The following is a 22,714-nucleotide window of genomic DNA, read 5'->3' as shown; positions in this document are numbered from 1 at the left end:
TTATTAAAAAGGGTATTCTACCACACTCCTTATTTTAGCCCCTTATTTTTTCAAGCTAATGGCTTCTTTAATCATGTCATCGCCCGCACCAAAGGCTCTAGCGTTCATAGAATAGCCTCTTTGCATTAAAATGAGATTGGTTAGGGCGTTCCCGGCATTCACATTGCTCGTTTCTAAATATTTATGCCTGATTTTCCCAAACTTGAGCTTGCCCTCTTCGTCCCACCCTAAAATGGGGTTACCGCTTAGGGGTCTGTTTTCGCCATTAATGGTGCCTTCTTGCATTTCATAGAGGTTACCGCCGATTTTCCTTAGGCCTTGATCGTTAGTGAAAGCCAAAATACCGATGCGAGCGACCGGCTCTACCACCCCGTTACTAAAGGCTAGAGAAATCACGCCATTTTCTTCAATGCGCATGTCTCTAAAAATGCCCCTAGGCTTGCCGTCTTGACTCGCTTCTAAGAGTTTAGAGTCTTGATAAGACAAATCGCTAGAATCATGGTTTTCGCTCTTATCCAAAGAATAGGTGAGCTTATTGCCTTTAAAATCCAAAGTCATGGGGGCGGATTTCATTTTGTGCGTGGCTGAATCAAAGCCGACAATTTCCCAAGTGGGATCATTGATAGGGGTTTTGTTTTTGGGATCCACAATATAGCTTTTCACTTCCCAAGTTTGGTTTTTCCTTTTACTCGTGGGGCTTGATGTGGGATCGTTGGAATTGGTCATGTAATATTCGCTTTGGAGCAAGTATTTATCCCCGGCTTTATCATAAATATCCACTTCTGTGCTGTAATAAGGGATTTTAATCGCTACTGAATCCCTGCTGATGCCTTTTTTTAATTCCATTCCGTCCGCTTTCAAGCCCAATTTATCCGCAATGCCCCCACTCAAGCTGAATGTGATAGGCGTTTGGCTAGGATTAGCGATCTCTAATAATAGGGGGGGCTTTTGGCGTCTTTTTCGCTTTTGATGAGGTTTAAGTCTAACCCGGTTTTTTCTTTAAGGAGTTTTTGCAAATCGCCTAAAGTTTTGAACTGGTTTTCGCCTTTTTCAGCGTCCCCATAAGTGAAAACAAAATCCTCTTTTTTGCCATTCTCTTTTTGGATACTCACATTCAATTTACGATTAGTGATCGCGTCTATGGGCTCGTTATCGTCATTCGCCAAAGCGTTAATGTCCTGGTTTAAAAAACGCTCTTTAATGATCTCGCCCTTATCGTTTAAGAAAAAATCTTGCACGCCTTTTAAATGGTCTTTAGGGTTTAAATTCACGCTAATACCCACTTTCGTGCTAAGCACGGGCTGGTAAGTCAAATCTTGGGGGATTTGTAAGGGCGAAAGGGTGTTGCCATGCAATTTTTCAATGTCTTCATCTCTAGCGGTGGAATTGAGCGTGCCGTCTTTGATTTTTTTCAAATCAATGCCATAGACATAATAGCCCTCAGGGGTTACTAAATAGCCGTCAGCGTCTCGTGCGAAATTACCGGCACGCGTGAGAAAATTATCCTGTTTTTTGCTAAAGCCGTCTTTATTAATGGTTATTTCCCCATTTTTATTGGGCCCTATCACAAACCAGCCCTTGCCTTGATACGCCATGTGGAATTCCCCCTCGCTTGGCATGTATTCCCCGTCTTTATTAGAAAGGACATTGCCTGAGCCTGTAACGCCATAATTTCGGTCATTAGCCACAACGGATTTGGCGTTCAAAGCGTCTAAATGCGAAGAAAATAAAGTCTTAAACTCCGGATCGTTGGAGCGATAGCCTAAAGTATTGACATTGGCGATATTGTTTGAAAGGCTGTCAATGCCAAACTGGTGGGTCTTAATCCCGCTATAAGCGTTTAATAAGGTGTCGTTCATGCTGTCTCTTTAGGGAGGGTTTGAGGCTTTTGATCAAGTGGCTTTTGATCAAGCGGTTTTTGTTCAAGCGGTTTTTGTTCAAGCGGTTTTTGTTCAAGCGGTTTTTGTTCAAGCGGTTTTTGTTCAAGCGGTTTTTGATCAAGCGGTTTTTGATCAAGCGGTTTTTGATCAAGCGGCTTTTGATCCGGCTTATAAAACTCTATCGCGCTGTCTATGGGTAAAATCATTTCGCCCATTCTTAGCATGGGCTTGCCTTTATCAAAAACCACGCTTTCCACTTCGCCCCTACCAATACGAGTTTGCAAATACTGCTTGCTGTGAGAGTCTAAATTGTATTCAGCCTTGATTTTGTAATTGCCTTTAGGGACTTTTTCGCCCTTTTCGTTTGTGCCGTCCCATTCAAAATTGATATACCCCTTTTGCCCGTTATAATCTTTTAAAGGAATCGTTTTGACTAATTCATTGTTTTCATTTAAGATTTGAATCGCTGGCACTCCTTTAGAAGCGTCAATTTTTTCATCAAAAAAGAGCGAAAAAGAAAGCTTGTTATTGCCATCAAAATTCGCCCCGCTCACATCGGTTTCAGCGATTTTGCCTATCATGCTCACAGAGTTAAGCGCACTTACTTCCCTTAAAGCGTTATTAGCCTTCAGGCTATCGTCCATGCCCTTGTTAAGGTTTTCCATGGTGTCTTTTAAAGCGCCTTGAAAGTCTTTTAAAGATTCGTTAGTTTCTTTATTGGATTTCATGGCACTAGCGACTTCTTGCATGGTCTTTTTGTTTTCTTCTTGCATTTCCACTTGCGTGAGTTGCGCGGTTTGGGTGATGATTTTATCCGTTTCCATAGGAGCGGTGGGGTCTTGATTTTTCAATTGCTCTAAAAAGAGTTTCATGAAAGCGTTTTTATCCAACCCGTTAGCGATGGTGGGCTGCTCTTTTTTCCTTTCTTGTGCGGCTTTAGCTCCTGTAACTTCTGCTAAATCAATGGCCATGATCTCTTCCTTATTAAAGATGTCTTATTATAGAGCAAACTTGCTTAAAATCACGCATAAAGAGTGATTTGCATGCTCGTTTCTTTGTTTTCATGGTCCGTATTCTCTTGGTAGCTTTTTAAGGCGTTTTCTTTTAGGGGGGTTGATTCCTGCTCTTTGAATAGCTCTCTTAGTTGCTCTTTAGGTTGCTCTTTGGAAGAATCTTGTGAAAAGCTCAAATCCACCCCTTCAAAGCCTAAAGCGTTCAGGCTGTTTTTAAGATCCTGTTGGTTATCCAAAAAGGTTTGCAAGCTGTTGTTGTGAGAAATCACGCTCACTTTAAGGTTTTTACCCACTTTTTGAATAATCACTTCAACCTTGCCCAATTCCTTAGGGAATAGATCCATAGAGATCCTGCTCATGGGGGGTTTGTATTCTTGGATTTCTTGCTTTAATTGTTGGGTGAAATGCTTGATCGTCTCTTTAGGGGCAGCGTTTTTATTCTCGCTTGCCTTATCGCTAGCTTGGGCGTTTTGTGCGCTTTGAGCGCTGTTAGTGGATTCTTTAGTTTTTTCTTTATTTTCGCTCACTTCTTTAGTTTTTTCTTCTTTTTCTAATAGCGTTGGAGCGTTATCATTAGGGGGGTTAGCTCCTATTAAAGGCATTAAAGGGGGCGTTTTAAGAGGGATTTTAGGGGCATTTTCTGGGCTTGGGGCTGTAGTTTGGGTTTTAGTAGGGGTTTTTTCTGGCTTTTTTTTAGAAAGCGTTTTATCCCTTTTAATGGCGTTCATTGGTAAAGCTTCCCTTAAAGGGGGCGTTTTTTTTTCGTTACTAGGGGGGGTTGCGTGCTCTTTATTGCGCGATTCTTTTTTTTCTAAGGATTGCAAAACGCTAGAAAGGTTGGCGGTGTTTTTAGCGTCGTTCTTTGCAAGGGTGTGGTTAGTGGGCGTTTGCGTTGTTTTTAAAGCAAGATGATCGCTTGCATTTAAGGGGGTTTTATTTTCTGGAGTTGTTGTTGCTTGAATGTTGCTAGCGTTTAAGTCATGTTTTTGGCTGAGCGTTTGGATGTCTTTAAGGGTTTTTGGATCTTTAGCGTTATGGGTTGGGGCTGTGGGGGTTTTGATAGCGTTATTAGCGTGGTTAGTGGGGGTTAGTGGGTTTTTATTAGGCAAGTTTGTTTGATGAGCGTTAGAAGTAACTCCATTAGACTTTTTTTCATTCTTGTTTAAAGTTTCGTTAGGGGTTTTGGGGTTAGTTTCATTAGCCTCATGGGTTTCATGTTGAGTCTCATGTGGGGCTGTTGTTTTTTTGTGGTTGAGCCAATCTTTTAGGGTAGGGGCTTGTTGGTCTTTAGTGAGATTTTGAGCATGTTGGTGGTGTGGGGTGGGGGTTTTTTCAAGCTCTTTAGCGTCCTCTTTAGTGTCTTTGGGCGTGGCTTTTAAAGGATTTTCTTTAGGGGTGGTTTTGTCTTTAGAGATCTTTTGGTTTAAGATCTTACTGAAATCCTTTGATGCGCCTTTAGGGGCGTTTTTGGTGTCTTTAACTTCGTTTTTCGCTCCGCTATTTAAAGCGTTGGCGCTTGCGTTGGTGTGAATGGGATTAATAGGAGATGGCATGATTATCCTTTAAAACAACTCTTTTATTTTACATGGTGGGAGTTAAGCAAAAAGAGTTCCCTAACTCTGTTTTTTAATCAGCTACCGCTTGACTAGCGTTAAGCTATTTTATGTGTGGTAAAAAATGCCAAAAGCATTTTACAAAATCATGGTTTCGTTTGGGTTTAATTAAATTTTGCTACAATTAAACGAAAAACGATAATTTACGGAGTTTGGCATGCAAGGTTTGTGGATTTACCCAGAGGATACAGAAGTTTTAGGGGTTGCTTGCAAGAGCCTTTTGAAAGCGCTAAAGCCGCGCTATCAAAAAATCGCATTGTTTTCGCCCATTGATGGGGGGTGTGAGGGCTTTTTGGAGCGCGATGGCTTGAATTCTTTAGAGTTTCATAGCGCCATAGACCAACAAAAGGCTTTAGAGCTTGCGAGCGTTGCTCAAGAAGAGTTACTCTTTGAAACGATTCTCAAACGCTATGATGCATTACAAACCACGCATGACTTTGTCATTAATTTAGGGTATGCACCGAAGTTTTTCTTAAACGCTCTTTTAGATTTAAACACCACTTTAGCCAAGCATTTAAACGCTCCTGTTGTGGCTGTTGCGCAAACGAGTTTAGAATATTTGAAAGCCATGCACTCTCATATTCTCAACAAAGAAGCCCCTTTCGCTGTAGGGTTATTTGCGGGCGAAATGCTTGAAAAACCGGATTTTTTAAGTGCGTCTTTTTGCAAGCAACGATGCGAATTAGAAGCGGATCTGATAGAAAGCGTGTTGCAAACAAAAAGCAAGATCACCACCCCTTTAGCCTTTCAAATGGGTTTGGAAAAAAAGGCTAAAAAACAGATTAAAAAAGTGGTTTTACCAGAGAGCGAAGATGAAAGGATTTTAAAAGCCGCGCATCGTTTGAACGCCATGGGCGCGGTAGGATTGATTTTACTAGGCGATAAAGAAGTTATTAATTCCCAAGCGAAAAATTTGAACTTGAATTTAGAAAATGTGGAAATCATTGATCCCAACACTTCTCATTATAAAGAAGAATTCGCTAACAATTTGTATGAATTGCGAAAATCAAAGGGCTTGAGTGAGCAAGAAGCTAAGCAATTGGTGTTGGATAAGACTTATTTTGCGACCATGCTCGTGCATTTGGGCTACGCACATGCCATGGTTTCTGGGGTCAATCACAGCTGAGACCATTAGACCCGCTTTACAAATCATTAAGACTAAGCCTGGCGTGAGCTTGGTTTCAAGCGTGTTTTTAATGTGTTTGGACACTCAAGTGTTAGTTTTTGGGGATTGTGCAATTATCCCTAACCCTAGCCCTAAAGAATTAGCTGAGATCGCTACCACTTCCGCGCAGAGCGCCAAACAATTCAATATCGTGCCTAAAGTGGCCTTGCTTTCTTATGCGACAGGCGATTCCGCTCAAGGCGAAATGATAGACAAAATCAACGAAGCCCTAACAATCGCGCAAAAATTAGATCCCCAATTAGAAATTGATGGCCCTTTACAATTTGACGCTTCCATAGATAAAAGCGTAGCCAAGAAAAAAAGGCCTAACAGCCAAGTGGCCGGGCAAGCTAGCGTTTTTATTTTCCCGGATTTAAACGCCGGAAACATCGCTTATAAAGCGGTGCAACGGAGCGCTAAAGCCGTGGCGATAGGGCCCATCTTGCAAGGTTTGAATAAACCCATTAACGATTTGAGTAGGGGCGCTTTAGTGGAAGATATTATTAACACCGTTTTGATTAGCGCCCTTCAAGCGCAAGATTAATTGACTAGGAGGAATTGATGGAAATTTTAGTTTTGAATCTGGGCAGTTCGTCTATTAAGTTTAAGTTGTTTGACATGAAAGAAAACAAGCCCTTAGCGAGCGGTTTAGCCGAAAAAATCGGCGAAGAAATAGGGCAGTTGAAAATCAAATCGCATTTGCACCATAACGATCAAGAGCTTAAAGAAAAGCTTGTGATTAAAGATCATGCGAGCGGGCTTTTAATGATTCGTGAGAATTTAACGAAAATGGGGATCATCAAAGATTTCAACCAAATTGACGCTATAGGGCATCGTGTGGTTCAAGGGGGGGATAAATTCCATGCCCCGGTGTTAGTGGATGAAAAAGTCATGCGAGAAATTGGCAATCTTTCTATTTTAGCTCCCTTACACAACCCGGCGAATTTAGCCGGTATTGAGTTCGTTCAAAAAGCGCACCCCCATATCCCTCAAATCGCTGTTTTTGACACCGCATTCCATGCCACTATGCCCAGTTACGCTTACATGTATGCGTTACCTTATGAATTGTATGAAAAGTATCAAATCCGGCGCTATGGTTTCCATGGGACTTCACACCATTATGTGGCTAAAGAAGCGGCAAAATTTTTGAATATCGCTTATGAGGCATTTAACGCTATCAGTTTGCATTTAGGGAACGGCTCAAGTGCAGCCGCCATTCAAAAGGGTAAAAGCGTGGATACTTCTATGGGGCTAACCCCACTAGAAGGCTTGATTATGGGCACAAGGTGTGGGGATATTGACCCCACTGTGGTGGAATACATCGTGCAATGCGCTGATAAGAGCTTAGAAGAAGTGATGAAAATGTTAAACCATGAAAGCGGCTTGAAAGGCATTTGTGGGGATAATGAGAAACATAGAAGCCAGAAAAGAAAAAGGCGATAAAGAAGCCAAACTCGCTTTTGAAATGTGCGCTTATCGCATTAAAAAGTATATCGGAGCTTACATGGTGGTCTTAAAAAAAGTAGATGCGATCATCTTTACAGGGGGATTAGGGGAAAACTACTCGGCTTTAAGAGAAAGTGTGTGTGAAGGCTTAGAAAATTTAGGTATTGTTTTGAATAAAACCATTAATAACGAGCCGGGCAGTGGGTTAGTGAATTTGAGCCAGCCTAACACTAAAGTCCAAGTTTTACGAATCCCCACTGATGAAGAGCTAGAAATCGCTTTACAAACCAAAAAGGTTTTGGAAAAAACAAAATAAAGAATTGTTTAAGAAATCTATAAGAAATTTTTGGGTAAAAAATTAGCTTTCTTAAATTAAGTTCTAAATTAAGAAAATATCACACTAGGAGTTTTTGATGGAAGTGGTTAATTTTTTAGAGGGAGTTTGTTTTGAAAAGCTCCACATTGAAGCGTTGAGTGAAAATTCTTCCAATAAGGAAATGCGTATTTGCATGCCCAAAGGAGCTGTCATGGACAAACACAAGGCCCCGGGAGCGATTAGCGTGCAGGTTTTAGAGGGCAAAATCGTTTTTGAAGTGGGAGATGAAAAAATAGAAATGCCAAAGGGAGCGTTAATCAGCCTAGAAGCCCAAGTTTTGCATCGTCTGGACGCTTTAGAAAATAGCGTTATAAGATTGTCTTTGAGTAAAAAATAAGGAAAATCAAATGATGAAAGTTGTTTTTATGAATACTTGGTATTTGCTTTTAACCATCATTTTATTAATCATCATTTGGAGGATTATTAGGTTAGTTTTAAAAAATAAAGACGACAGCGACGATAAGGGGTTAGGGTAAAGCATGTTTTTGATCTAAAAAATGAGCCAAAAAGATAAAAAAAGCCGCTTAAATCATAGTCGTTTAATTAAGCGCGCTACGATACGAAAATTTTAAAAGAAAGGAACAAGCATGAGCGAACAACGAAAAGAATCTTTACAAAATAACCCTAATTTGAGTAAAAAAGATGTCAAAATCGTGGAAAAGATTTTGAGCAAGAACGACATTAAAGCCGCTGAAATGAAAGAGCGCTACCTGAAAGAAGGGCTGTATGTGTTAAACTTCATGAGTTCTCCTGGCAGCGGTAAAACCACGATGCTAGAAAATCTAGCGGATTTTAAAGACTTCAAGTTTTGTGTGGTAGAGGGCGATTTGCAAACCAATAGAGATGCGGACAGATTGCGTAAAAAAGGCGTGAGTGCACATCAGATCACCACCGGCGAAGCGTGCCATTTGGAAGCGAGCATGATTGAGGGGGCGTTTGATTTATTAAAAGATGAGGGAGCGTTAGAAAAAAGCGATTTTTTAATCATTGAAAACGTGGGGAATTTGGTTTGCCCTTCAAGCTATAATCTAGGGGCGGCGATGAATATCGTTTTACTCTCTGTCCCAGAGGGCGATGATAAGGTGCTAAAATACCCTACGATGTTCATGTGTGCGGATGCGGTCATTATCAGTAAAGCGGATATGATTGAAGTGTTTAATTTTAGGGTTTCTCAAGTCAAAGAAGACATGCAAAAATTAAAGCCTGAAGCGCCTATTTTTTTAATGAGCTCCAAAGACCCTAAAAGCTTGGAAGATTTTAAAAATTTCCTTTTAGAAAAAAAGCGTGAAAATTACCAATCCACGCATTCGTTTTAATGTGTTTAGCGATCCCCTCTAAAGTCATAGCCATTAACGATAATGTGGCTATTTTGGAGACTTTGGGCGTTCAAAGAGAGGCGAGCTTGGATTTAATGGGCGAGTCCGTTAAAGTGGGCGATTACGTGTTGTTGCACATCGGCTATGTGATGAGCAAGATTGATGAAAAAGAAGCCCTAGAATCCATTGCGCTTTATCAAGAAATGATCGCCAAAATGAACGAAACGCAATAAAAACAATGAGCGTTGATCATCTCATTTCGCCCTTTAGAGACAAGCGAATTATTTTAGCACTCTCTAATGCAATCAAAAAACTCGCTTCCAAACTTGAAAAAAAATTAGTCATCATGGAAGTGTGCGGAGGGCATACGCATTCTCTCATGAAATACGGGCTTTTAGATTTGATGCCTAAAAATTTAGAGTTTGTGCATGGGCCGGGCTGCCCGGTGTGCGTGATGCCAAGAGCGCGCCTTGATGAAGCTTATGAACTCGCTGCAATTAAAGACAGCATCATCTTAAGCTTAGGGGATATGATGAAAGTCCCAGGGAGCTATGGGAGCTTGATACAAGCCAGAGAAAAGGGGCTAGATGCGCGCTTTTTGTATTCGCCCATGCAAGCTTTAGAAATCGCTAAAGAAAACCCGCATAAGAAAGTCATTTATATTGCGATCGGTTTTGAAACCACAACGCCCATGAGCGCTAGCGTTTTATTGAGTGCCAAAAAAGAAAAAATCCACAACCTTTTTTTCCACATCAACCACATTTTAGTGCCTCCTAGCGTGAGCGCGATTTTAAAAGATCCAGCATGCCAGATCAACGCCCTTTTAGCCCCTAGCCATGTGAGCGTGATAAGCGGCGCTCAAATCTATGCTCCATTAATTGATCGCTTCAAACTCCCTATTGTTGTGAGCGGTTTTGAGCCGGTGGATATATTAGAAAGCGTGCTGATGCTCATCAAACAAGCCTTAAAAAAAGAAGCCAAGCTAGAAATCCAGTATAAAAGAGCGGTTAGCTATGAGGGGAATGTGAAAGCGCAAGAGTTAGTCAATGCATGCATGGAAGTTAGGGAAAATTTTGAATGGAGAGGTTTGGGGAATATCAAACGCTCCGCTCTAAAACTCAAAGACACCTTCGCTTCTTATGACGCTGAAAAAGTCTTTAAAGAACACTTAAGCCACAAAACCTCCAAAGAAAACAAGGCATGCAAGTGTGGGGAGATTTTAAAAGGCATCGCTAAACCCCTAGACTGCCCGCTATTTGCTAAAACTTGCACCCCACAAAACCCGATCGGCAGTTGCATGGTCAGCTCTGAGGGGGCGTGCGCGGCGTATTATCGTTACAAGCGCGTTTGAGCTTTAGAAATTGCTTTTTAGTGAAATCGCTCAAACCCCAGCAATTGACATTCACGCTTTTAGGGGGGTTTTCTTTTTTTGCAACCGGTTTTTCATAAGCCCTTTTTTTCACGCTCGCTTGGATGGCCTTAAAATCAAAAGGGTAATTCAAGGCTTTTAGAATCTTTTGCGTTTCTTTGAAATGGGCTTTTAGGTTGTTGGTGTAATGATCTTTCTCTATCTTAAAGGCTTTCAAATAGCTAGGGTGCGTGAAATAGATTTTTAGGATTTGGTGTTCAATTTTAGCGTATCTAAACCCTTTCTTTAAATCCCCTAAAATCCCAGCGACATAACGATTGATCACTTCTCTTCGCTTGAGCTGGAGCTTTAGATTTTTAAACGCAGACACCTGAGCGATTTTTTTAAAAAGCAAAAAGGTTTCTTTCTTTTTTAGATAGCGTTTATAAATGAGAGGGTCAAATCCATTTTCCATGAGAAAATTATAGCATTTTAGCTTGACTTTTTTAAAAAGCTTTTGTATAATGCTTTTTTTATTATTTGTGTATTTGTGTTGGGGTGTCGCCAAGCGGTAAGGCACCAGGTTTTGGTCCTGGCATTCCGAGGTTCGAATCCTTGCACCCCAGCCATTTTTTTTCCTTTTATTAAGCTTAGGCGCGGAGTAGAGCAGTCCGGTAGCTCGTTGGGCTCATAACCCAAAGGTCAGTGGTTCAAATCCATTCTCCGCAACCATTCTCTCAAAGCACACCACCAAATCGCGCCACCAGATCGCACCAAACGAAACAAAAAGCGTCACAATCAAAAAAATGACAACATTTTTCCAAAATGAAAAAAAAAAAAAAAAAACGCTTTTATGTTATAATGCTCCAAATACATTCTATTGAATGTATGAAATCCTAACACTAAATCCAATCCAATTTAACAAGGAGAAAACATGAAAAAACACATCCTTTCATTAGCTTTAGGCTCGCTTTTAGTTTCCACTTTGAGCGCTGAAGACGACGGCTTTTACATGAGCGCGGGCTATCAAATCGGTGAAGCCGCTCAAATGGTAAGCAACACCAAAGGCATCCAACAGCTTTCAGACAATTATGAAAACTTGAACAACCTTTTAACCAGATACAGCACCTTAACCAACCTTATCCGATTGTCCTCTGATCCGAGTGCGATCAATGCGGCGCGTGAAAATCTGGGCGCGAGCGCGAAGAACTTGATCGGCGATACCAAAAATTCCCCGGCCTATCAAGCCGTGCTTTTAGCGATCAATGCGGCGGTGGGGTTTTGGAATGTTCTAGGCTATGCCACGCAATGCGGGGGTAATGGTGATCAAAAAAGCACTTCTTCAACCACCATCTTCAACAACGAGCCAGGGTATCGATCCACTTCCATCACCTGTTCTTTGAACGGATATTCGCCTGGATACTACGGCCCTATGAGTATTGATAACATGAAAAAGCTTAACGAAGCCTATCAAATCCTCCAAACGGCGTTAAAACAAGGCTTACCCGCACTCAAAGAAAACAACGGGAAGGTTGATGTAAAATATACCTACACATGCTCAGGGGGAGGGAATAATAACTGCGATCCGTCACTATTTGGTATAGCAGACAGCGATAGAAATGGCGGAAGCGCAACTAAAACCCAAACCATAGACGGCAAAAGCGTAACCACCACGATCAGTTCAAAAGTCGTTGATAGTAATGCAGTAGGTAATACATCAGGGGTGTCCTACACCGAAATCACTAATACATTAAGCGGAGTGCCTGATAACGCTCAAGCGCTCTTAGCGCAAGCGAGCACGCTCATCAACACCATCAACGACGCATGCCCATGGTTTCGAGTAACTAATAAAGATGGTGGCCCACAGATGAACCCGACTTCAGGGGGTTTGTGCACTTTTAAAGAAGAAATCAGCGCGATCCAAAAGATGATCACAGACGCGCAAGATCTTGTCGCGCAAAGCAAAATCGTTAGTGAAAACGCGCAAAATCAGAGCAACCTAGACACTGCAAAAACATTCAACCCTTTCACAGACGCTAGCTTTGCGCAAGGCATGCTCGCTAACGCTAGCGCGCAAGCCAAAATGCTTGATTTATCCCATCAAGTGGGGCAAACCATTAACCCTGACAATCTTAGCGGGACTTTTCGAAATTTTGTTACAGGCTTTTTAGCCACATGCAACAACCCCTCAACAGCTGGCACTGGTGGCACACAAGGTTCAGCTCCTGGCACAGTGACCACTCAAACTTTCGCTTCCGGTTGCGCGTATGTGCAAGAAACCATAACGAATTTAAACAACAGCATCGCTCATTTTGGCACTCAAGAACAGCAGATACAGCAAGCAGAAAACATCGCTGAAACTCTAGTGCATTTCAAATCTAGATACAGCGAATTGGGCAACACCTATAACAGCATCACCACCGCGCTCTCCAAAGTCCCTAACGCTCAATCTTTGCAAAATGTGGTGAGCAAAAAGAATAACCCCTATAGCCCGCAAGGCATAGAAACCAATTATTACTTGAATCAAAACACTTATAACCAAGTCCAAACCATCAACCAAGAACTAGGGCGAAACCCCTTTAGGAAAGTGGGTATTGTTAGTTCTCAAACCAATAATGGTGCGATGAATGGGATCGGTATTCAAGTGGGCTACAAACAATTTTTTGGTCAAAAAAGAAAGTGGGGCGCTAGGTATTACGGCTTTTTTGACTACAACCATGCGTTCATCAAATCCAGCTTTTTCAACTCGGCTTCTGATGTATGGACTTATGGTTTTGGAGCGGACGCTCTTTATAACTTCATCAACGATAAAGCCACCAATTTCTTAGGCAAAAACAACAAGCTTTCTGTGGGGCTTTTTGGTGGGATTGCGTTAGCGGGCACTTCATGGCTTAATTCTGAATACGTGAATTTAGCCACCGTGAATAATGTCTATAACGCTAAGATCAACACCGCTAATTTCCAATTCTTATTCAACATGGGAGTGAGGATGAATTTAGCCAGGTCTAAGAAAAAAGGCAGCGATCATGCGGCTCAGCATGGCATTGAACTAGGCGTGAAAATCCCCACCATCAACACGAACTACTACTCCTTTATGGGGGCTGAACTCAAATACAGAAGGCTCTATAGCGTGTATTTGAACTATGTGTTCGCTTATTAAGCTTTTATGAAACTCCCTTTTTAAGGGGTTTTTTTTGAACTTTCTTTTTTTTTGGAGGGGTTTAATTTTTTTGAAGCCTTTGTTTTAGGGGGCTTCTTTTTAAAGGGATTTCTTTTTTAAGGGGTTTCTTATTTTGAACCCTTTGTTTTGAACCTTTTTTGTTTTGAACCTTTTTTGTTTTGAACCCTTTTTGTTTTGAACTTTCTTTTTTTGAACTCCCTTTTTAAGGGAGAACCCTTTGTTTTTAAACCTTTTTCTTTAAATTTTTGAACTCTCTTTTCTTTGAACTCTCTTTTTTTTAGACTCTCTTTTTAAGGGGTTTGTTTTAAACCCTTTGTTTTTAAACCCTTTTTTTTTGGGGTTTTGATCTTTCTTTTTGCTGATCCCCACTACTTTCGCTTTTTAATCTTTGAGTTTTGATTTCTAACTTTTTAATCTTGCTCTATCGCTTGCGCTATAATGAGCTGATATTTTTAAAAAAGGAATAAGCATGCCTAACACCACCGCCAAAAAAGACTACACAAAATACAGCGAAAAACAGCTTTTTAATTTGATCCATCAATTAGAGCGAAAAATCAAAAAGATGCAAAATGATAGAGTTTCTTTTAAAGAAAAAATGGCTAAAGAATTGGAAAAAAGGGATCAAAACTTTAAGGATAAAATAGACGCGTTAAATGAACTCTTGCAAAAAATCAGCCAAGCTTTTGATGATAAAAGAGATTGTTGTTTGGGGCATGAAACCCCAAATATTGAAACGCAACAAGCCATGAGAGATGCGTTAAAAGACGAAAACTTAGAAACTATTGAAGACTTTTCTGCATGGGCAAATGAAGTGAAAAAGGAAGTGAATGCTGAAAATTAGGCATCATATCTTTTTCAAAAAAGACTTTAAAAAACTTGTTAAAAACGGGTTTGATGATAGCGTTTTGAATGAAGTCATTCTAAGAAAGAAAGAACCGCTAGATCCACGATTTCAAGATCATGCCTTAAAGGGAAAGTGGAAGCCTTTTAGGGAATGCCACATCAAAGCTGATATTTTGCTTGTGTATTTAGTGGAAGATGATGAGCTGATTTTGTTAAGGTTAGGCAGTCATAGCGAGCTGTTTTAATCCACCCAAACCCCTTATAACGCTTAAACCAAATCGCTTGCGCTATAATGAGCTGATATTTTAAAAAAGGAATAAGCATGCCTAACACCACCGCAGAAAAAGACTACACAAAATACAGCGAAAAACAGCTTTTTAACTTTTTAAATTCTATCAAGACCAAACAAAAAAGAGCGTTAGAAAAATTGAAGGAAATCCAAGCTCAAAAACAAAGAATCAAAAAAGCACTCCAATTTAAAGTGCTCCATTTAACCGAAAACGGATACACCATAGAAGAAGAGCGAGAAATCTTAGTAAGGGCTAAAGATACCAAGAACCACCTTTGTTTTAAAAGCATAGAGGATTTTAAAAAGCATTGTGAAAACTTAAGATTTAAAAATGCTGACGATTGAAACCAGTAAAAAATTTGATAAGGATCTTAAAATTCTTGTTAAAAACGGGTTTGATTAAAGCTTTTATATAAAGTGGTTGGAAATTTAGCCAAAGAGCAACCCCTAGCTCCCAAATACAAAGACCACCCACTCAAAGGCAATTTAAAAGATTTTAGGGAATGCCACCTAAAACCGGATTTATTGCTTGTCTATTTAAAAAACAAGAAAACACCCTCTCTTTAGTAAGGTTAGGCAGTCATAGCGAGTTGTTTTAATCCACCCACACAATTTATAACGCTTAAATGAATCGCTCACCAACTACCCCCCTTTTTTAAGGATAAAATTCAGGGTTAAAACACCGCTCACGCTTTTTGGCTTTTTAAACACCCTCGTGTTTCCCGCTTTTTAAATACCCTCGTGTGCGCATTTCCTTGCGTTTCAAAGCCCCTTCATAGCGGCGGATTTCAACCTCTGTTTTAGGCTCGTATTTGGGCATGGGGGTGGGTTTGCCATTTTCCACAGCCACCATGGTGAAATAGCATGAATTGGTGTGCGTGATTTCACGAGTTTTAATGTCTTCGCTTAAAACCTTAATGCCCACCTCGCACGAAGTGTTCCCCACATAATTGATGCTGGCTAAAAAAGTGAGCAAATTCCCTACAGGAATGGGGTATTTAAAAGTAACCCCATCCACGCTTAAAGTGACCGTTCCTTTAGCGCAATAACGAGTCGAACACACATAAGCCACTTTATCCAATAAATTCAATAATTCCCCCCCATGCATGACATTGTTGAAATTAGCGGTTGTAGGCACGACTAAATAGCTCATCAATAATTTAGTGCGATCCGCTGTGTCTATAGTAAAATCAAAATGGCTAGAATGCGATGATTGTATTTGAGGCATTGCTTCTCCTTAATTAAAATTGGTGTTAAAAATGTTTTTTGTAAAAAACATTCCAAGAACTATATGTTAGTAAAAATTAAGTAATATTAAGTGAATATTAGAGGAATTATAAAAATAATAAGAGGGTTAGCGTTAAATAATGGGCGTTGGAGAGAAAGAAGAGAAAAAAGAAAGCCAAAAGGTGGCAATTATCACTGGGGCGAGTTCTGGGATTGGGTTAGAGTGTGCGTTAATGCTGTTAGATCAAGGGTATAAAGTCTATGCGCTCTCTAGGCATGCGACTTTGTGCGTAGCGTTAAACCATGCGTTGTGCGAGAGTATTGATATTGATGTGAGCGATTCTAACGCTTTAAAAGAAGTGTTTTCAAACATCAGCGCTAAAGAAGATCATTGCGACGTTTTGATCAATTCCGCCGGTTATGGGGTGTTTGGGAGCGTAGAAGACACGCCCATTGAAGAGGTTAAAAAGCAATTTAGCGTGAATTTTTTCGCCCTTTGTGAAGTGGTGCAACTCTGTTTGCCCTTATTAAAAAACAAGCCCTATTCTAAGATTTTCAATCTTTCTTCCATAGCGGGGCGTGTGAGCATGCTCTTTTTAGGCCATTACAGCGCGAGTAAGCATGCCTTAGAGGCTTATAGCGATGCCTTGCGTTTAGAGCTTAAACCCTTTAACGTTCAAGTGTGTTTGATTGAGCCAGGCCCGGTGAAAAGCAATTGGGAAAAAACCGCTTTTTCAGTTGAGAATTTTGAGAGCGAAGATAGCGTTTATGCGTTAGAAGTGAATGCGGCTAAAAGCTTTTATTCTGGCGTGTATCAAAACGCCCTAAGCCCTAAAGCCGTGGCGCAAAAAATCGTTTTTCTTAGCATGAGTCAAAAAATCAAGGCCCGCTATTTGATCGGCTTAAAAACCCAATTGTTACTAGCGTTGTATCAAATCCTCCCGAGTAGCTGGTATGATTCTTTGTTCAGATTAATTGTTCTTAAAAGGAAGCGTGATGCTTAAAACCTATCATATTGCATTAGCTTGCGTGATTTTAGCGGTGGTGGTGCTGTTGTTTGGAGGGGAGTCCTTGAGTTTGGAAGAATGGCAAGAAGTGTGCCTGAATGTGAAAAACCACTTTTTACACAATGAAGAACTGAGCTCTTTAAGTGTTATTATTTTAGAAATACGACTACCACGAGTGATTTTAGCGCTCTTGGTGGGGGCGAGTTTGTCCGGGAGTGGGGTGGTGATGCAAACGATTTTTAGAAACCCCTTAGTCGATCCCTTTTTATTAGGAATTTCTAGCGGAGCGATGCTAGGCGTGGCGATGGCGATAGCGGTAGTGGAGTCTAACATTGCGATTTTAGCGTTTTTTGGGGCGATTTTAGCCAGCCTTGCTGTCTTAGCGATGAATAGGGTTTTAGGCAATTCCGTCCTTTCGTTGGTGCTTTCAGGGGTGGTGTTGAGCGCGTTTTTAAGCGCTTTAGCTGGAGCGATCAAATTCTTTGTGATCCCCCAAAAAGCGCAAGCGATTGTCGTATGGCTTTTAGGGAGCTTGTCTTTAAGCAGTTATAAGGATTGTTTGATCGCTTTCATAGGGCTATCTTTGGGCTTTATCCCGCTCTTTTTGTTAAGGTGGCGTATTAATTTATTGAGCTTGAGCGATGCGCAAAGTTTGAGTTTGGGGATTAACCCGGTGTTGTTGCGATCGCTTTGTTTGGTGTGCGTGAGCGTTGCGAGCGCTTTAGCGGTGAGCGTGTCCGGCACGATCGGCTGGATTGGGTTGGTCATTCCGCATGTGGCGAGGTTGTTTTTTGGGGCGAATTTACAAAAATTGCTTTTAAGCTCTTTGTTAATGGGGGCGTTTTTCTTGCTTTTAGCGGATGTGGTGGCTAAAACCATTACCCCCTATGATTTACCGGTAGGCATTGCGACAAGCGTTTTAGGAGCGCCTTTTTTCTTGTGGCTTTTATTCAGGACTAGGGGGGTGTGATGGTCTTAGAAGTTAAAAACCTGTCCTTTAAATATTCTCAAAAACTCATTTTAGACAAGTTGAGTTTTAGCGTGCCAAAAAACAGCATCACCAGCATTTTAGCGCCTAACGGCTCCGGTAAAACCACGCTTTTAAAATGCCTTTTAGGGCTTTTGAAGCCTTTAGAAGAAACCGAAATTAAAGCGTGTAACAAAGATATTTTACCCTTAAAGCCTTATGAAAAAGCCAAACTAATCGCTTATATCCCCCAAGTGGAATATTATGCGTTTAATTTCAGCGTGTTGGATTTTGTCTTAATGGGGAAGGCGACGCATTTGAATCTGTTCGCTATGCCTAAAGCCAAGCACATTAAAGAAGCGACTAGCGTTTTAGAGCGCTTGGATTTAGAGTCCTTAAAAGATCAAGGCATCAATGATTTGTCCGGCGGTCAAAGGCAAATGGTGCTTTTAGCCAGAAGTTTGTTGCAAAGAACGCCTTTATTGTTACTGGATGAGCCTACGAGCGCTTTAGATTTAAAAAACCAAGCCCTTTTTTTTGATGCGATTAAAGATGAAATGAAAAAACGAGAATTGAGCGTTTTAGTCAATATCCATGATCCTAATTTGGTTGCCAGGCACTCCACGCATGTGGTCATGCTCAAAGATAAAAAACTTTTTTTGCAAGCTTCCACGCCAATCGCTATGACTTCACACAATTTAAGCGCGCTCTATGACACGCCCTTAGAAGCGATCTGGCATGACAATAAGCTTGTCGTGTATGCGTTGTAGGGGTTTTATAAGATTTTTCAAACCCATGCTTTGAGCATGGGTTTTTAGATTGGTATTAGAAACTATACCTCATTCCTAAATTGGAAGCGAAATGGCTTGCGTTGGAAATCAAATTGTGCAAATAAACAACGCCCAAATTCAAAAACACTTCTTTAGCTAATTGCAATTCCCCACCCATCATCACTCTGGCATGGGTATTTAAAGGGTTGCGAGTAGCGTTCACTTTAAAGGTGTTTAAAGATGCGGCGTTATTAGATCCAAGGCGAGCGAATTCTTGTAAAACTCCAGCGTTCATATAGAAGTATGAAGTGTCCCCATAATAATAGCGCGCTTCCACATTAGCGCTAGCGTTGAATAGATGCTGACTGCTAGAGCCATTTTTCAAAGCCACTTGATTGGTGCTGTTGCTTTTAAAGTTGGTTGAACCTAAATGGTTATAGCTCACGCCCACGCTTGGTTTTAACACTAAAGCGTTCCTAAAAAACGCGAAGTCATAACCATAGCTCGCTCTTGTTGTGGCGCTATAGGCTAAGTAATGATAGCTTTGATTCAAATCTTGCAGTAGAGCGCTTTTGAAATTCAAGCTTGCTTGATCACTCCCTAGTGCCCCTTGAGCTTCAAAGTCAAATTCATGCTGGTTAGCAAAAATACGGCTATACACGCCAAAATTAGTGTTATTGGCCCCAGAGTTAAGAGAGTTCGCACGATTATTAAAAGAGCTATAACCATAGCTTCCAAAACCGCCCACAATGGCTTCCACATTCCCGTTAAGGTAAGCGTCTACGCCGGCGCTTGTGCCATACAATGAAGCGTTACCGCCACTATTCAAGCTCGTTCCCCCAATAGCGTTAGCCCAAACATTGGTGGGTTTTTCATATTTAGGGGCAAATTGATACAACACTTCTGCCGCGCTTTCTAAAGAAGCGAATCTTTGGTCTTTTAAAGCTTGTAAGCGTTGAGCGAACGAGTCAATATGGTTGGTGTGCCTTCTGGAGAGATTGACTAAACGAGAATTTAAAATCATCGCATTACTCAAGCTCAAAGTTTGCAAGCCGCTGGTTTTATGCTCTAAACTGGCTACGTTGTTTAAAGTGGTAGTGGCCGCATTCAAGCTTTGAGTGATCTCACTCGTATTTGTAGCGTCAATCATGGTTCTGGCATAACCCGCATCATGGCTATCAATCAATAAGGTTTGCAAAAGATCCCTGCCTTGCGCGCCTGAATGAGTATAAAGCGTGTCAATATCCTTAGAGCGATCAGCCAATTCAAACACGCTTTCAATGGTGCCAAAATCATGCTGATTGATAGCGACTAAATTAGGAGTGGCGCTATAACGAGCGAAAGGAGCGTTCTTTATGAGAGCGTAGCTAGCGAAACGCGCGTTGTTAGTGGTGTTTGTAGGTAAATTTGTGGTATTGCCACCATTCTCAGTAGGTGCAGAATTGTTGCCTAAATTGACAGCGATTGTGGTGTTGTTAGCCGTTTTATTAATCCCTGTATTTTTCCATGCCTTACCTTCAAGATACTTGTAATTGTTAGGGTTATTCACCATGCTTTGATTGCCGATAGCCATCCCGCATGCTTTAATGTCATTGAGATTGCCTTTTCGCACCACACAAATATCCATGCGGTTGTTGTTGTTATAAAGGGCTAGGCGCTCTTTGAATTGCTCTTGCAGATTGGTGTTGCTTGCAGAAATATTGTCATAACTAGCGCCTTGCACTCCCACTAAATTATAATCAATGTTTCGCGCTTTCACTAAAACATGCTCTTTATTTTTAGTGAGGTTTTGAGCGTTATTGATCTTAATGAGTGGTTTGTAAAACCCGGTCGCGCTATCCACTAAATTATTAAATATCATGCTTGCTTGATGGCCTGCATTCAAGGTCGCTACACGCCCATCTTGGACAAAAAGATTCATCGTGCCTTGATTGTTAGTGAAATGCCCTTGAATGGTTAAATCCAAATCTTTACCATAATCCATGCTCGCGTTGCTATTTAGGGTCAGGTTATTAAACATAAGCCCTGTTTTGCCGGCAATGTTTCCTGGAGCTCCAAAAAGAATCCTTTTGTTGACTTCAACATCGGTAACATTCCTAGCGTCAAAATAATTCCAAGGGGCATGGTAAATTTCATCTATAACGAGTTTTTTACCGCTTTTAAAAGTAACGCCACCAGAATAGGCCGGGCTATATCCCGTTTGCAAACTAACGACACCAATGCGAGACTTATCGCCTATATTTTCGCCAAAAATAGTGTATTGCCCAAAACTCTGAACACGGGTTGTAACCACTAATTCCTTAATGTCAAAGTTTTTAATGTTCACGTTAGTGGCAGATGTAGTGAGCTTGTTGATATTGACTTTGTCTGTAACGCCGCTAAAATCCAAAGCGCTAGTGTTTAGCCCGTTATCGCTCTTTGTGGCATCAATATTTTTAAAATGAGCGCTATGGCCATTCACTCTTAAATTCGTGGATTTTCCCAGATAAATATTGCCATTAAAATAAGCTGTATGAGCATCCACTCTTAAGTTCACCGCTTTTCCTAGATGGATATCGTTATTAAAAGTGGCTGTGGCGTTGTTGGTGTCTTCACCAGCCTTAAACTCAAAATTTGCGCTTGAGCCTGCCACAGCAGCACCGCCCACTTGATTATTCACTCTTAAAGTCCCCTCAACGGTGATATTCCCGGTTAGATTTTCCACTAATAGGGTGCGCCCGCTCGCTTGATTGGACAGATTGATGCCGCCTTCGCCGATATTCAAATGAGCCGCATTCGTGCTTAATGAAGCTTTAAACCCTCCCGCTCTAAGCGTGCCATCGGCTTTAGTGTTTAAGTGGAAAATATTCACAACCGTGTCTTTGCCGCCCGCAAAAGGCCCATCAATGACTTGCGTGGGTTGAATTTCTGTTTTTTGCGTGTCATTTTTAGGGTTGTTTTGAGAAGGGGTATCTTTAGTTTTACTCTCATAACCGCCTTCAGGAGGGGTGATGATGCTTAAGCCGGCGCTTTGCCACAAATCCAGCACGCCAATATTGGTCTTTTTGTTAGCGATAATGCCCGCTTGAGCGGCGTTTTGATCCCCCACAGCGAGATGCCTAAAATTCATTTCCCCTTGCACTTTTGAAGTGTCTATCGTGCTGTATGAAGGGGCCAAATACGCTCCCACGTATTGCAAACGGCCCATCCACACCTTACCATATAGATCAACGCTCTGATTTGAGCTTGAAACCAAATTGAGCGTGGCGCCATCATAAAGAGAGATTTCAGCGTTTTCACGGCTTGTAATTTTTTCTGAACTTTTCAAAGTCAAAACCGTAGAGCTGGCTTTCCTCCCGGCTCCAGAACCCACACGATTGTTGATTTCTACAAAATTATCAATTAAGATATTTTTAGCGTCAAAATTCACCCTCGTGGTGCGATCGGCGCTATCCTTAAAGCTTGTGAAAGAATTGCCATTGAATTGGCCCAAACGCAAAGTGGCTTTTTGCATATTGACGTCTAAATCCCCACCGGTAAAGTTGATAAGGCCTGAAAGGTTATAAGTCCCTACAGCGTTTTGCATATCCACTTCAAGTTTGTTCCACTGCCCGTCTTTGACCCAATAATGCCTAGCGGCATTCCCCCAGTCCCAACCTCCATCAATCTTGCTAGATAGTAGGGATTTGTATAAGTCGTATTGCTTGTGGGGGAAATTATCAAAACCTTTTCCTGCTTGAATGCGCCAAACTTTATCGGGTTTGTCCGGGGCTTTATTGGCTTGTTCGGCTTGTTTGAGCCCCCAGCTAAGAAGCCCTGAAACCGTTCCTACAGCAGCGCCTGTAGCGATACCCCCAACAATGGCTGGAATGATCACGGTTGTAAAAAAGGCGCGACTCTCGCTGTGTATGGGATCGTTTGGCGTGTTAGCCCCTAGTTCGGTGCCCATTAACACCCCCACTAGAGCGAGAGAGATAATAGGGCGATTGATTTTGCGGTGTGTTTGTTGTATTTCCATTTTCTTCCTTTCTTTTTGTAAAACGATTTTTGCACAAAGGGTGCGACTTTAGACTAGAAAATTTCTGTTGCATTTACGATTAAGGTTATAAATATGCAGTATCTACAACCAATGTTCAATTTTTATTAAGTTAAGATAAATGAATATAAAACCCATAGGATTAAAAAGTAAAATGGCTGAAATTTTGGGCTAGAATGTGTAAAAAGGTAAAATTTGAAAAGCTTAAAAAGCCTCTCTTACTGAAAATTTTGGTTAGAATGTGTAAAAAGGTAAAAT

At 41.1% G+C, this 22,714-nt stretch carries 17 protein-coding genes, 2 tRNA genes and 4 pseudogenes; 17 read left to right on the top strand and 6 right to left on the bottom strand.

All coding sequences use genetic code 11. From position 1 onward, the window contains the following. Positions 1-42: 42 nt before the first annotated feature. The 3 genes and pseudogenes from HG567_RS04415 to fliK form a co-directional block, all read right to left on the bottom strand. Positions 43-1,859 (bottom strand): annotated as a pseudogene (locus HG567_RS04415) (flagellar hook protein FlgE). Then, positions 1,856-2,851: a flagellar hook assembly protein FlgD gene (gene flgD / locus HG567_RS04410; RefSeq protein ID WP_202163678.1), complete on the bottom strand. Its 996-nt coding sequence runs from the start codon at positions 2,849-2,851 to the stop codon at positions 1,856-1,858. The pseudogene HG567_RS04415 and the gene flgD overlap by 4 nt, the downstream one beginning before the upstream one ends. Before the next feature lie 50 nt (positions 2,852-2,901). After that, on the bottom strand, positions 2,902-4,446 hold the full coding sequence (gene fliK, locus HG567_RS04405) for a flagellar hook-length control protein FliK (RefSeq protein WP_202163677.1): 1,545 nt from the start codon (positions 4,444-4,446) through the stop codon (positions 2,902-2,904). A 217-nt stretch (positions 4,447-4,663) separates the two neighbouring features. Here fliK and pta point away from each other — a divergent pair. From pta to hypD, 7 genes and pseudogenes are all read left to right on the top strand, one after another. Continuing rightward, positions 4,664-6,215 (top strand): annotated as a pseudogene (gene pta / locus HG567_RS04400) (phosphate acetyltransferase). 17 nt (positions 6,216-6,232) lie between these two features. Next, positions 6,233-7,433, top strand: a pseudogene (locus HG567_RS04395) (acetate kinase). 97 nt (positions 7,434-7,530) lie between these two features. Beyond that, positions 7,531-7,830 (top strand): cupin domain-containing protein, encoded by a 300-nt coding sequence (locus HG567_RS04390; RefSeq protein WP_078304330.1) that lies wholly within the window; start codon positions 7,531-7,533, stop codon positions 7,828-7,830. Positions 7,831-7,840: 10 nt separating this feature from the next. Then, positions 7,841-7,969, top strand: a complete 129-nt coding sequence (locus HG567_RS07885) for a hypothetical protein (protein ID WP_079353619.1) — start codon at positions 7,841-7,843, stop codon at positions 7,967-7,969. A 111-nt stretch (positions 7,970-8,080) separates the two neighbouring features. Beyond that, the gene (gene hypB, locus HG567_RS04385) at positions 8,081-8,809 is read left to right on the top strand and encodes a hydrogenase nickel incorporation protein HypB (protein ID WP_000003589.1); all 729 of its coding nucleotides are present in this window, start codon (positions 8,081-8,083) and stop codon (positions 8,807-8,809) included. Next, positions 8,809-9,042, top strand: a complete 234-nt coding sequence (locus tag HG567_RS04380; RefSeq protein ID WP_202139323.1) for a HypC/HybG/HupF family hydrogenase formation chaperone — start codon at positions 8,809-8,811, stop codon at positions 9,040-9,042. The genes hypB and HG567_RS04380 overlap by 1 nt, the downstream gene beginning before the upstream one ends. Before the next feature lie 5 nt (positions 9,043-9,047). Beyond that, positions 9,048-10,160 carry a hydrogenase formation protein HypD gene (gene hypD / locus HG567_RS04375; RefSeq protein WP_202163676.1) on the top strand — a complete coding sequence of 371 codons (1,113 nt, stop codon included), beginning with the start codon at positions 9,048-9,050 and terminating at the stop codon, positions 10,158-10,160. On the opposite strand, the gene HG567_RS04370 is transcribed toward hypD, so the two are convergent. Continuing rightward, entirely contained in the window at positions 10,111-10,737 is a 627-nt protein-coding gene (locus HG567_RS04370) for a hypothetical protein (protein ID WP_202139321.1), read from the bottom strand. The two genes, hypD and HG567_RS04370, sit on opposite strands and share 50 nt — an antisense overlap. Between HG567_RS04370 and HG567_RS04365 the strand changes: the two genes are divergently transcribed. From HG567_RS04365 to HG567_RS04335, 7 genes and pseudogenes are all read left to right on the top strand, one after another. Then, positions 10,712-10,786: transfer RNA gene (locus tag HG567_RS04365), tRNA-Gln, on the top strand. The two genes, HG567_RS04370 and HG567_RS04365, sit on opposite strands and share 26 nt — an antisense overlap. Positions 10,787-10,812: 26 nt before the next feature. Continuing rightward, positions 10,813-10,889, top strand: a tRNA-Met gene (locus HG567_RS04360). A 202-nt stretch (positions 10,890-11,091) separates the two neighbouring features. After that, a complete protein-coding gene (babA, locus tag HG567_RS04355) occupies positions 11,092-13,317 on the top strand; it encodes a Hop family adhesin BabA (RefSeq protein WP_202163675.1) in 2,226 nt (741 codons plus the stop codon). Between the two features lie 490 nt (positions 13,318-13,807). Continuing rightward, positions 13,808-14,179: a type II toxin-antitoxin system HP0895 family antitoxin gene (locus HG567_RS04350; protein ID WP_202163674.1), complete on the top strand. Its 372-nt coding sequence runs from the start codon at positions 13,808-13,810 to the stop codon at positions 14,177-14,179. Beyond that, complete coding sequence (locus HG567_RS04345) at positions 14,166-14,426, top strand: type II toxin-antitoxin system RelE/ParE family toxin (protein ID WP_202163673.1); 261 nt, start codon at positions 14,166-14,168, stop codon at positions 14,424-14,426. Before HG567_RS04350 ends, HG567_RS04345 begins: the two co-directional genes overlap by 14 nt. A 77-nt stretch (positions 14,427-14,503) precedes the next feature. Continuing rightward, positions 14,504-14,815, top strand: coding sequence for a type II toxin-antitoxin system antitoxin (locus HG567_RS04340; protein ID WP_202163672.1), 312 nt, complete (start codon positions 14,504-14,506; stop codon positions 14,813-14,815). Next, positions 14,802-15,069, top strand: a pseudogene (locus HG567_RS04335) (HP0892 family type II toxin-antitoxin system mRNA interferase toxin). Before HG567_RS04340 ends, HG567_RS04335 begins: the two are co-directional and overlap by 14 nt. A 104-nt stretch (positions 15,070-15,173) precedes the next feature. Here the strand turns inward: HG567_RS04335 and HG567_RS04330 are convergent. After that, complete coding sequence (locus HG567_RS04330; protein ID WP_001135623.1) at positions 15,174-15,698, bottom strand: acyl-CoA thioesterase; 525 nt, start codon at positions 15,696-15,698, stop codon at positions 15,174-15,176. Between the two features lie 139 nt (positions 15,699-15,837). Between HG567_RS04330 and HG567_RS04325 the strand changes: the two genes are divergently transcribed. From HG567_RS04325 to HG567_RS04315, 3 genes are read left to right on the top strand one after another with little or no spacing between them, the layout of a single operon-like run. Next, on the top strand, positions 15,838-16,701 hold the full coding sequence (locus HG567_RS04325; protein ID WP_202163671.1) for an SDR family oxidoreductase: 864 nt from the start codon (positions 15,838-15,840) through the stop codon (positions 16,699-16,701). Next, the gene (locus HG567_RS04320) at positions 16,694-17,674 is read left to right on the top strand and encodes a FecCD family ABC transporter permease (protein ID WP_000921461.1); all 981 of its coding nucleotides are present in this window, start codon (positions 16,694-16,696) and stop codon (positions 17,672-17,674) included. Before HG567_RS04325 ends, HG567_RS04320 begins: the two co-directional genes overlap by 8 nt. Further along, a complete protein-coding gene (locus HG567_RS04315) occupies positions 17,674-18,441 on the top strand; it encodes an ABC transporter ATP-binding protein (RefSeq protein WP_000242349.1) in 768 nt (255 codons plus the stop codon). Before HG567_RS04320 ends, HG567_RS04315 begins: the two co-directional genes overlap by 1 nt. Positions 18,442-18,496: 55 nt before the next feature. On the opposite strand, the gene HG567_RS04310 is transcribed toward HG567_RS04315, so the two are convergent. Continuing rightward, entirely contained in the window at positions 18,497-22,438 is a 3,942-nt protein-coding gene (locus HG567_RS04310; RefSeq protein WP_202163670.1) for a vacuolating cytotoxin autotransporter, read from the bottom strand. Between the last annotated feature and the right edge of the window lie 276 nt (positions 22,439-22,714).

The sequence above is a fragment of the Helicobacter pylori genome (genome assembly GCF_016755635.1).
Classification (GTDB): domain Bacteria; phylum Campylobacterota; class Campylobacteria; order Campylobacterales; family Helicobacteraceae; genus Helicobacter; species Helicobacter pylori_CQ.
Note: the sequence above shows the minus strand (reverse complement) of the source record. Positions and strands in the feature narration are given on the sequence as shown.

Coding starts and splice junctions, on each gene's coding strand:
- HG567_RS04310 (WP_202163670.1), bottom strand. CDS start 22,438: ATGGAAATACAACAAACACACCGCAAAATCAATCGCCCTATTATCTCT.
- HG567_RS04390 (WP_078304330.1), top strand. CDS start 7,531: ATGGAAGTGGTTAATTTTTTAGAGGGAGTTTGTTTTGAAAAGCTCCAC.
- HG567_RS07885 (WP_079353619.1), top strand. CDS start 7,841: ATGATGAAAGTTGTTTTTATGAATACTTGGTATTTGCTTTTAACCATC.
- HG567_RS04350 (WP_202163674.1), top strand. CDS start 13,808: ATGCCTAACACCACCGCCAAAAAAGACTACACAAAATACAGCGAAAAA.
- HG567_RS04320 (WP_000921461.1), top strand. CDS start 16,694: ATGCTTAAAACCTATCATATTGCATTAGCTTGCGTGATTTTAGCGGTG.
- HG567_RS04340 (WP_202163672.1), top strand. CDS start 14,504: ATGCCTAACACCACCGCAGAAAAAGACTACACAAAATACAGCGAAAAA.
- HG567_RS04330 (WP_001135623.1), bottom strand. CDS start 15,698: ATGCCTCAAATACAATCATCGCATTCTAGCCATTTTGATTTTACTATA.
- HG567_RS04345 (WP_202163673.1), top strand. CDS start 14,166: ATGCTGAAAATTAGGCATCATATCTTTTTCAAAAAAGACTTTAAAAAA.
- HG567_RS04325 (WP_202163671.1), top strand. CDS start 15,838: ATGGGCGTTGGAGAGAAAGAAGAGAAAAAAGAAAGCCAAAAGGTGGCA.
- flgD (WP_202163678.1), bottom strand. CDS start 2,851: ATGGCCATTGATTTAGCAGAAGTTACAGGAGCTAAAGCCGCACAAGAA.
- hypB (WP_000003589.1), top strand. CDS start 8,081: ATGAGCGAACAACGAAAAGAATCTTTACAAAATAACCCTAATTTGAGT.
- HG567_RS04380 (WP_202139323.1), top strand. CDS start 8,809: ATGTGTTTAGCGATCCCCTCTAAAGTCATAGCCATTAACGATAATGTG.
- HG567_RS04315 (WP_000242349.1), top strand. CDS start 17,674: ATGGTCTTAGAAGTTAAAAACCTGTCCTTTAAATATTCTCAAAAACTC.
- hypD (WP_202163676.1), top strand. CDS start 9,048: ATGAGCGTTGATCATCTCATTTCGCCCTTTAGAGACAAGCGAATTATT.
- fliK (WP_202163677.1), bottom strand. CDS start 4,446: ATGCCATCTCCTATTAATCCCATTCACACCAACGCAAGCGCCAACGCT.
- babA (WP_202163675.1), top strand. CDS start 11,092: ATGAAAAAACACATCCTTTCATTAGCTTTAGGCTCGCTTTTAGTTTCC.